The sequence below is a fragment of the Zooshikella ganghwensis genome (assembly GCF_018263875.1).
Taxonomy (GTDB): Bacteria; Pseudomonadota; Gammaproteobacteria; order Pseudomonadales; family Zooshikellaceae; genus Zooshikella; species Zooshikella ganghwensis.
This window is the reverse complement of sequence record NZ_JAEVHG010000023.1, coordinates 71,876-82,110: the sequence shown is the minus strand read 5'-3', so window position 1 is coordinate 82,110 and position 10,235 is coordinate 71,876. Positions and strand designations below refer to the sequence as shown.

At 47.6% G+C, this 10,235-nt stretch carries 9 protein-coding genes and 1 tRNA gene; 2 read left to right on the top strand and 8 right to left on the bottom strand.

Annotation, left to right across the window (positions count from 1 at the left end; translation table 11 throughout):
- Nucleotides 1-478: 478 nt before the first annotated feature.
- Both KHS79_RS22500 and KHS79_RS22495 read right to left on the bottom strand, forming a co-directional pair.
- Nucleotides 479-916, bottom strand: coding sequence for a c-type cytochrome (locus KHS79_RS22500; RefSeq protein WP_233468559.1), 438 nt, complete (start codon nucleotides 914-916; stop codon nucleotides 479-481).
- Nucleotides 917-1,425: 509 nt separating this feature from the next.
- The gene (locus KHS79_RS22495) at nucleotides 1,426-1,713 is read right to left on the bottom strand and encodes a hypothetical protein (RefSeq protein WP_212722273.1); all 288 of its coding nucleotides are present in this window, start codon (nucleotides 1,711-1,713) and stop codon (nucleotides 1,426-1,428) included.
- Nucleotides 1,714-2,305: 592 nt separating this feature from the next.
- Between KHS79_RS22495 and KHS79_RS22490 the strand changes: the two genes are divergently transcribed.
- Nucleotides 2,306-2,382, top strand: a tRNA-Arg gene (locus KHS79_RS22490).
- A gap of 156 nt (nucleotides 2,383-2,538) precedes the next feature.
- Complete coding sequence (locus tag KHS79_RS22485) at nucleotides 2,539-3,315, top strand: site-specific integrase (RefSeq protein WP_212722271.1); 777 nt, start codon at nucleotides 2,539-2,541, stop codon at nucleotides 3,313-3,315.
- A gap of 112 nt (nucleotides 3,316-3,427) precedes the next feature.
- On the opposite strand, the gene mobI is transcribed toward KHS79_RS22485, so the two are convergent.
- The 6 genes from mobI to KHS79_RS22455 form a co-directional block, all read right to left on the bottom strand.
- Complete coding sequence (gene mobI / locus KHS79_RS22480; protein WP_212722269.1) at nucleotides 3,428-3,943, bottom strand: conjugative transfer protein MobI(A/C); 516 nt, start codon at nucleotides 3,941-3,943, stop codon at nucleotides 3,428-3,430.
- A complete protein-coding gene (locus tag KHS79_RS26405) occupies nucleotides 3,940-4,143 on the bottom strand; it encodes a helix-turn-helix transcriptional regulator (RefSeq protein ID WP_212722266.1) in 204 nt (67 codons plus the stop codon). The genes mobI and KHS79_RS26405 overlap by 4 nt, the downstream gene beginning before the upstream one ends.
- A 163-nt stretch (nucleotides 4,144-4,306) precedes the next feature.
- On the bottom strand, nucleotides 4,307-5,194 hold the full coding sequence (locus KHS79_RS22470) for a competence protein CoiA family protein (RefSeq protein WP_212722264.1): 888 nt from the start codon (nucleotides 5,192-5,194) through the stop codon (nucleotides 4,307-4,309).
- 47 nt (nucleotides 5,195-5,241) lie between these two features.
- On the bottom strand, nucleotides 5,242-8,028 hold the full coding sequence (locus KHS79_RS22465; RefSeq protein ID WP_212722262.1) for a DEAD/DEAH box helicase: 2,787 nt from the start codon (nucleotides 8,026-8,028) through the stop codon (nucleotides 5,242-5,244).
- Between the two features lie 24 nt (nucleotides 8,029-8,052).
- Nucleotides 8,053-9,765: a site-specific DNA-methyltransferase gene (locus KHS79_RS22460; protein ID WP_212722260.1), complete on the bottom strand. Its 1,713-nt coding sequence runs from the start codon at nucleotides 9,763-9,765 to the stop codon at nucleotides 8,053-8,055.
- A gap of 21 nt (nucleotides 9,766-9,786) precedes the next feature.
- Nucleotides 9,787-10,212 (bottom strand): hypothetical protein, encoded by a 426-nt coding sequence (locus tag KHS79_RS22455; RefSeq protein ID WP_212722258.1) that lies wholly within the window; start codon nucleotides 10,210-10,212, stop codon nucleotides 9,787-9,789.
- Nucleotides 10,213-10,235: the final 23 nt, after the last annotated feature.

The following is a 10,235-nucleotide window of genomic DNA, read 5'->3' as shown; positions in this document are numbered from 1 at the left end:
CAGTATCCTAATCCGTCATCGTAAGCACCCACACGAATTACTTGATCATTTGTTAAAGAACTTTGGTTAAGCGTTGGCCTCAACCAAGGCCGGCTATTCTACTGCCTCGCCTTGTTTTGTCAAGCTGCGTGTTGAATTTTATTTCAACCTCAATCACAACCCAACTCGCCTCTCAGCGGCCGCGCATTCTAGCGCGTTCGATAACCTTGTCAACCCCCTCTTTTTTGTCATCCTATTGAACGACGTTTGACGCACATCAAAAGAGACTTACTCACCATCTATATTCGGTAAAACCCTCTGGGCGTCGGGGACTTGAAAAGCGTTACCGCTGAAGTGAGGGCGCATTATAAAGACCTCCCTCACAGATGCAACCTTTTTTTCAAATTATTTACTCAACCTAAAATAGGTTAGGTGATGCTTTAATAATAAGGTTGTTATGAACATATCTTCTTTGGAGCAAAGTTAAAGCTGTAGATCATTAAATATCTAAACCGCTCATAAACTTAATTGCATCTTTAATTTCTTCTTCAGAGCAATTACTACAGTTGCCGCCTGCAGGCATAGCACCCTTGCCGTTTGTCACACTTTTTATCAACACACTAAAATCACCACTAGCTTCATCAAGCCGGGCTTGCCATGCAGCCGTATCACCTTTCTTAGGTGCATTGGCTACGCCAATACTATGGCAGGCAGTACATGCACTATTATATATATCTTCTCCAGAGCGAGGGCCATCGTTCACAGCAACAGGAGCAGCTGCCGCTTTAGCGCATTCTTCACCTTCCAGGCAGACTTCACCTACGGGCTTAATACGTTCTGCAATCTCATCATTAAGCGCTGCACTAGCTCCTTGTCCAAAAAAGACAGCTCCAGCCACCACCACTGAAGGTAACATATATTGCAGTAATTTTTTCATCGAACCCACGTTACTATCCCCTTAACAATCCCCACTTAGACCACATCACGTTTTTGTAGCGCCATTAACGTATTCAAGAATGAAAGACGCAAGCATTCTTTCTTTGCTAAAGCTCAACTACTGTAGCATTCAACGACCAGTCAACTGTTACGGCTTTCAATACAGATTATTAGCATTGCTCAACAAGCTAAGGAAGATACAAGCTACGAATGTATACCCTATTTCTGCATACAGGTAACATGCGACTTATGTTTCGCTGACACTTTAGTTATATGGCTGGAGATTATAAACCAATTAATTCAACAGCAGAAACTGTATAAGATGCTCATCTTAGGATCTACTTGTTGATTAATTAGCTTGGAAGTATTTACAAAGCGGCAAGTGAAATATAAATAGTTGCTAAACTGGAGTGAGGTATGGACTATCTAAAAAACCGTGGTATCATCTACAGCCCGTATCTAAGCGCCCTTAGCTCAGCTGGATAGAGCGTTGCCCTCCGGAGGCAAAGCTCAACAGCAAGCAACGGGCAAAACGAGTCTTCGCAGCTCGTCAAAACTGCGATTTTTGTTAGCATATGCTAACCCAGCACAACCCGCCCTTCCAGAGCGAGGGCCATCGTTCACAGCAACAGGAGCAGCTGCCGCTTTAGCGCATTCTTCACCTTCCAGGCAGACTTCACCTACGGGCTTAATACGTTCTGCAATCTCATCATTAAGCGCTGCACTAGCTCCTTGTCCAAAAAAGACAGCTCCAGCCACCACCACTGAAGGTAACATATATTGCAGTAATTTTTTCATCGAACCCACGTTACTATCCCCTTAACAATCCCCACTTAGACCACATCACGTTTTTGTAGCGCCATTAACGTATTCAAGAATGAAAGACGCAAGCATTCTTTCTTTGCTAAAGCTCAACTACTGTAGCATTCAACGACCAGTCAACTGTTACGGCTTTCAATACAGATTATTAGCATTGCTCAACAAGCTAAGGAAGATACAAGCTACGAATGTATACCCTATTTCTGCATACAGGTAACATGCGACTTATGTTTCGCTGACACTTTAGTTATATGGCTGGAGATTATAAACCAATTAATTCAACAGCAGAAACTGTATAAGATGCTCATCTTAGGATCTACTTGTTGATTAATTAGCTTGGAAGTATTTACAAAGCGGCAAGTGAAATATAAATAGTTGCTAAACTGGAGTGAGGTATGGACTATCTAAAAAACCGTGGTATCATCTACAGCCCGTATCTAAGCGCCCTTAGCTCAGCTGGATAGAGCGTTGCCCTCCGGAGGCAAAGCTCAACAGCAAGCAACGGGCAAAACGAGTCTTCGCAGCTCGTCAAAACTGCGATTTTTGTTAGCATATGCTAACCCAGCACAACCCGCCCTTAGCTCAGCTGGATAGAGCGCGGCCCTCCGGAGGCCGAGGTCAGAGGTTCGAATCCTCTAGGGCGGGCCATCTTCCTCCCGGCCCATCGGGGCAGTCACCCTCCAATACGAGCAAGTATCCCCTTTTCGGGGCAGATTGCAGGCCATCGATTTTGGCTTGCTGCTTTATGGTTATGTCGTGCGCGCGCCATTCACTCACTTGATTGGCAACAGAAGGACGACCAGCATGGCATCCATAACAAAGACACCGGAGGGTACCTACCGGGCACAGATTCGCAAAAAGGGTTACCGTACCATCTCCAAAAACTTCACCCGAAAAACCAGTGCCGAGCGCTGGGCGCGTCAGGTTGAGGTCGAAATGGAGAAAGGCATTTTTGTCTCTACCACCGAGGCGGAGAGCACAACCGTCGGCGAACTCTTGAAACGTTACGAAGAAGAAATTGCACCATCCAAAAAATCCTATGCCGATTTAAAGTATCGTATCAAACTGCTTGATCAACAGTTCGGTCACTTTACCCTGGCGGCGCTGACTTCTTCCCAAATCAAAGACTACCGAGATGAACGCTTGAAAACGCGCAAGGAAGAAACCGTGCGCAAGGAACTTGGCGTACTCAACCGGGTGTTGGAATTTGCCATCAAGGATTGCGAAATCCACCTCCCAAAAGACATTCCTTATATAGTGATATTCGCGCTGGAAACCGGAATGCGACGCGGCGAAATTGCTCGCCTGCAATGGAAAGATGTCGATCTCAAAAAATGTACTGCCATCGCCCGAAATACTAAAAACGGTGAAGACCGTACGATTCCGCTTTCAAGTAAAGCCATTGGAATACTACGGCAGTTGCCGCGCGATATTATAGGTCAAGTATTCCCGATACGAGCCGACTCCATTACCCAGGCGTTTGACAGGTGCCGACAACGCGCCGGAATAAAGAACCTGCGGTTGCATGACCTTCGCCATGAAGCCACCAGTCGATTCTTTGAAAAGGGGCTGAATATATAATGGAGGTGTCCAGCATTACCGGTCACAAAGACCTCGGCATGCTCAAACGTTATACCCATCTGCGTCCTGAAGATCTGGCAAAAAAACTGGGTTGATTTGAGATTAGGCAGGCCTATTCGACCTGCCAGTCGATATGTTCCAAAACGGGGTGACCTTTTAACTTACGGATAGCACTGCGCACAATTCTGCTGCTTTGGCGAAGCCTTGCATAATGCTCTTCCGTCATCAATGCCAGTTCCTTTTCATAGTCATCCGCGGCTCGCTTAAAGCAGTTTTCGGTATAACCTTTTTGGGTGGGTCGTATATTTTCCTTGATGACATGCCCTGCCCCCGCGGGACGCCGATAGGCAAACCTAAAGGTATTACTGCCTCCATCCTGCCGGACAAACGAGTTGATATAACCGTAGGACTCGCCAAGATCTTTGAACGACCGCTTACCTTCGTGGTAACTATCGCAGTGCATTTTACCTTCAAGATAAGCCTGCAAGTGAGCCAACTCCAGAAGCGCGATTGCAGTGCGCAAAGTCTCAATCGAGGCTCTGCGCACCGGAAATGGCTCAAGATGCGCACGTTCTTCTGGTGAGCCCTCTGCCAATGCTTTGACCGATTCAATATCCTGCAAATTCATCGGCGGCCTCCTTGGGTTCTGATGGAGGTTTCCACCCGAGTGCTGGCAATCCAGGCATCCACTTCGTCGCGAAGAAACATGCGCCGTTTTCCGATTTTGTAACTCGGTGGCATAGCGCTGCCGTTACTCAAGCGGTTTTGCAGGGTTCGTTTTGACAGGCCAAATTCATTGGCTAGTTGCTCAATACTTATCCACCTCATGATTTCTCCTTCATGCATACGATGCGTTATCGGTAGAAATCATGCTCACACAGAAGCAGCGAAACAGTATTCTGTAGGAACCACCAAAAAGGGGCTTTATGCTCGGATTGGGCAGTAATTTTGATAAAAGTAGAAAAATTTGGAAATCAGGGTGTCAGACCGGTTAGCTGATGTCTCTGGCAAAAAGATGGCTTTGGCACTTGGGGCAACGTAAACCATGACTAAAATCATGCACCCACTCAACGTGGCACATAATGCATTGATAGCGTACAGGGTCTCTCTTGACCACTAGCGGTTTCTGTTCGACGGGTGAATCGGGGCGATAGCTATTCCGCTGAGCGACGCATCTACTCGACTCCGGCCTGGCACAACGGTGATCTCGCTTCGCTTTTTGTAGAACTGACACAGTTTTGGAATGGAAGCGCCAATCCCTTTCGCCTGCTTTTAAAAGGAATGCCAAAACCGCATCAGAAAAACGAAGATTACGATCACTTTTCAGCGCCGATATTGAAAAACTGTCACAATCCAATTCCAAAAGCGCAGCCTTTTTCTCCTGAAGGCTATTTTCGTCAATTATGATAGGCAGCTTACCTTTGTACACCAAATCCACAATGATCGGATAACCACCCACCTCAAGCAGCAAATCCACATGATAACCAAACGCTTTTGTACTCGCGTGAGCACTGTCAATGACGTTGCTCGCCCCTCGGCTAACCTGTAGAAAATCATAGCCCCCACAACAGGCATAATGCTCCATCACTTCAAGGGGCGGCGTTTCGAGAATCTTGCCAACCGCTTGAGTCGCAACATCGCGCACCATCATGGCAACGGCTAGCGCCGAGTTAATCGGGCACTCCTCTTCGGGCTTGGCGTCCTTATGACGCGAGTCGTGAGCAAAGTGATAGCGTTTTTCTTTCGGATGACGAGACAATAAGGGCGCTTTACAACCCGGACATAAACAGTTGCAGGCGCGCCCTTTCGGCGCATCCTCGGGTTCGACAATCTCTCCGGTGACCTTATGAATTCCAAACGGAATCAGCAGTTCACTCATTTATTCCACACCCTTTCGGAGTTGCCGCAGCATACCTGTCGTTTGAATTATCCTTCCTCACGCCACTGAAATTCCGCTTTCAGCGCGGCAACACTTCGACTCAGCTCAATCGTATCGTGAGGTATTAGCAGGTACGCCCAGGGCTTGCCGCCACATTTCGCCGCATGCTCATTAGCAAACCGACACCACCTGGCCGCTGCTTTCGCTTTTTGTTCCACTTCACCCTGCTCCATTTGGGTTGATCGCTTCGGTTCCATCATCAAGTAGGCATCGGTGGTTTCCACTACAAAATCCGGTTCATAGTTCTTGCCATTGATATATTCAATACGGAACTGACCCGAAGCAGGCTTCATCCACTTGATCACACTCTCATCGGATTCCAGAATCTGCGCCAGCCTTAACTCTCCCTCAACCGAATCAAATTTCTGGAAGGGATAACAGCAACGGTTAAAGCCGGTAAATAGCATTTGCTTAACCCGCTGTTTATTCTCGACCGGTGCGCGATAGTCTCGCGGTTTTTCGCCCGCCGCCAGGTTGAACGTGGCGGGGCGAAGCACTTCAAAACCCTGGGTGACTTTTCCTATATAATCGGTCGGCGTGCGCCATTCATGCTGCTGCATCTGAGCCCAGATAAAATCCCGGATCTGCTTTTGCCAATAGATCAGGACATTCTCCACTTTGTCCTGGTCCTTATTCAGATAATTCTTGATCCGAACAACCACCTGAAACGCCAGTTGATAAAGAAGATCGGCATGCTCATCGTAATCAATGGCGTCAATTTCCATCAGGCTGCGAACAATATAATCTTCCAGTCGCTTTTCTTTGGCTTCCTGGTTTTCCCATTGGATACGGGTGGTCTTATTATCTTCCAGGTGACGTAACAGGATTTCCTGCGCAACGGGCTGAAAGTTAATTTTATCTAACCCAGTCAATTCAAAATTTTCAAAGCCATAATTTACTTCACGGGTAGGCAATACCGTGATCTGTGGAATATCAATGGTTAACGCAACCAGCTTATCAGTCACGCTATTGACGATTTCTGCCACTGAGTCATCGGTGAGTTCGGATTCGTCCTCCATACCTTCCAGAGAGGCCTGCTGCGGAATAGATTGCCTGACCACACGTTGTACCCGCTCCAGCACCTTGCTTTTTACGGCTTCATTGCCCAGATCTTTTGAGGAGGTTAGGCGAGTGGACTCTTCTTCAATGACCTTAAAGGTAATCTCAGCCACCTTGGCACGACGCGCATCCAACTGCGGCACGTGATAGCCGGGGTGCTGCTCTCTGATCTCCAGATCGTTGTTGGTTGCAGGCCTACCGGTAACAGCAATCTCAGCGATGGACGGTGTTGTGATAACCTGTGGCCGTCGCTCAGGAATATCTGCGGTTTCGTCATCGCCGATGTACACAGTTTTGCGAATAATCGATTCTTCATCGTTCGCCCGGTCGATAATATCCTGGTAGCGATCATGGGCGATGATGGTCAGTCGATCAACAGATTCAACGCCGGTGCGCTTACCGTAGGGAAGCCGCAGCCCCCGGCCAATGGTTTGTTCCGTTAGGATTTCCGAGGCCGAAGCTCGCAGAGGCACGATGGTATAGAGGTTGGTGACATCCCAACCTTCTTTCAGCTTGTTCACATGGATTACGATTTCCGTGTCTTTATCGTGCTCTACAGCCAGCAAGCGCTGCATGGCTTCGTCTGATTCCTCACCACTTTGATTGGAGTGGACCTCAATGACTTTACCCTTGTAGCGCCCATCAAATAACGCCTCGACGGTTTCTTTGAGCTGGCTGGCATGTTGGGTATCCTGCGCTACCACCAGCATGAAGGGTTTAACCGGCTTGCTGCCGGTATTGCGGGCATAAATATCCAGCTCGGCCTTTACGTATTCGTGGTGGTGGATGCCATCTTCCAACTTTATTTGTTCCAGTTGTTCCTGGCTGTAATCGGCGACGCGAAAATCCCGACGTGTAGCCACGGCGGGAATCTTTACATAGCCATCGTTCAGGGCGCTGGCCAGAGGGTAATGGAAAACAATATTGTTAAAGTCCCTCGGTCTTGCGCCGGTGGTTTTTGGCGTAGCTGTTAGCTCCACACCAAATACAGGCTTAAGGTCATTGATCGCCTTGGCTCCGGCGCTGGCATAATAGCGGTGGGCTTCATCCATAAACACCACCAGGTCTGGCAAGTCCGCCAGATAATCGAAGTAGGACTCACCGATACATTCCTGAAGCCGTCGAACCTTGGCAACATTGGATTTGGCGGCACCTTTCTTGTTTTCCTTGGCGTTGATCTTGGAGATATTAAATACGTTGATATGGGGCGCGGTTTCATAGGCCAGTAAGTCGCCGGTCAGGGTTTGCGGCACCGCATAATCCAAGCGAACCCCTCGGCCATCTTCGTAATCCTCGCCGGTGATCACCACGGGCGGCGTTTGGGCGATTTCCGGTATGCCTGCAAAAACGTACTTTGGGGTACCCAGAGTAAAGTCGGCTTTTAGTTTCTCGTAGATCGTGAGGTTGGGAGCCAACACAAAAAAGTGGCGGCTTCTGCCGGTCAGGTATAGCCAGGCGATCATGGCTCCCATCAAGCGGGTCTTGCCCACCCCGGTGGCCAGAGCAAAACAGAGGGAGGGGAAGTCCCGTTCGAACTGCTTTACCGTAGGGTACTGACCTTGCACCACTTGCAACCACTGGTTTAGATCCGGATCTTTAGAAAGCTCCATCTGATCCAGAATATCCACCAGAATATTCAAGGAATCTCGTTGCGGATCACGCAGCGAGAGGCGGGCCGAGATCTGATTGGCAACTTTTACAGCATTTTTATTCATCGAAAACGAATCCTTCATCCCTTCTTATTCTTCTGATAGCTCTGTTGACCGTTTCTCTGACTCAGGTGCTTCTTCAGATTCGTCTTCGTCTAGATCGACGTCATCCTGTTCCTCATCTTCATCCGGCAATACATTCAACGAGAAGCTGTAATCATCGTGATCCCACTCGCATTTGTGCAAAATGGCTTGCGGAATTTTCTTGAGTGTCAGATTGGGGAATTGCTCAGCGTCCGCCATAAAAGCCTTACAGCAAATTACCAAAGATCGGTCTTTGCCCACCTCATCACTGATTACTTTTAGCTGGTCCTGACTGAGACTGCCGGTTGTGACGTAAATAAAGTCTGTTTCGGTGCTGTAGCCGTGCATCCAGAAGTGCTTCTGGCTCGGTGCATAGGTAAAGCCCATATGCTTGCACATGGCTTCAGACAGCATTTCGGCGTTGTATTCTTTGTTTATAATCCAGTTGCCCCAGTTGTCTTTTTTCAGCAATGAGGGCGCCAACCTGAAATAGCGGAAACCGCCACCGCCTTGCCAATTGACAGACTTGGAGATACCACCCTGATCTTCGCCGTCAATGACTTTCTTCAAACGCGGCACGATATGGGTTTCACAGTGATCGCCAAGTTCAATCAAAATCCAGCGGCGACCCATTTTGTGTGCGACTGCGCCGGTGGTTCCAGAGCCAGCGAAAGAGTCCAAAATCAAGTCACCGGGGTTGCTTGCAATATGAATGATTTGCTTTATGAGCCGCTCCGGCTTAGGTGTATCGAATGCCCTATCCTTTCCGAAAAGAGAATGCTGCTCTTTCTTTGCTTCATCTGAGTGTCCAACATCTTCGTGTGGCCACCAAGTCCAAGGTATCAAGCCTTTTGCATCCTTGAGATAATTTTTTCTTCGAGGGACGCCATTTCCATCCTTTCCAAAATATATTCGCCCCTCTTCCAACTCCTTAAAATAATTCGCCTCTATGATTTTCCAGCACGACCCCTCCGGAGGTCGATGTTTTTTCCCATTTGGCGCGACTATCTCATACATTTGATTAGGCCTATAGCCTTGTGCTGTCAGAGAAACTGACTGCCACGGTCCAGAAGGATCATTGTCTGGATTCTTAAAAAGCTTTAATTGCTTATCACCTAAAGGCAGTGGATTGCGTATTTGCTTAAATGCTGCAGCATTCTTTGCATACACTAGAATGTACTCGTGACTATCTCCAATAGCTTCTCTGTTCTCCCTCGAATAGCGTTTCTGCCAAATATTTGATGCAATAAAGCAATCTCTACCACAAATTTCATCAAGAACAATCTTGAGATATGCCATTTCTCTATCATCAATTGATACCCATAAAGTTCCTTCGGTAGGATGGAGGAGAGTCCATAACAGCTTCAGGCGTTCCGCAATCAGTGATAGCCACATTGAGTGCTCCAAACCATCATCATAGTGATCAAAAGCACTCCCAGTATTGTAAGGCGGGTCTATATACACTAACTTCACCTGCCCAGCATACTTCTGCTCCAGCGCCTTTAGTGCCAGCAGATTATCGCCTTGTATCAAGATGTTGTCATCGAATGCTTTGGGTGCATCAATCTCGTCAGCAAACAGATCATCCGCTAACTGCTCAGCAGCCTCACTTCGATAGGAAAGCTCTTTAACCTCCATTAGTATGCGAGGCTCCAATCTTGGCCTTTTCTCTTTACCAATCCAGTTCAATTCGAGCTTTTGCTTTGGTTTACTTGTCATTAACTCTGTTCCGAAATTACATTACTGTGTTATAGGTAAGACTGCTTGCTTCAACTCGGATGTTGTCATGGAACTGTATTTTTGAAGCTTTTCTCGCAGCCTAAACAACCTTCTATCAGCCGCATCAATCAACGTGGAAAAGGTGATAGCCCGGATGCGACCAATCCTTTTGTTTTGGTCATCACTGTCTTTGATTTCTTTGTCCGTTGCCGTTTTTGGTTTTACACTCTCACCGACAACAAAGGCATTAACATACGGAATCGACCTTAAGAAATCGCTGTAGGCAATATCCTGAACGTAACCATAGGCTTGATTCATTTCTTCACGGCCAATGGGGAATCCGCCACGCTTTACTTCGATCAGCAGAACTTTAGTAACGGTTGGCAGCCCCTCCTCATCTATGTCTTCTAATGCCTGTGCTCCGACGCTGGCATCCTTCAATACCACAATGTCTGGTCGCTTCTTAGCAT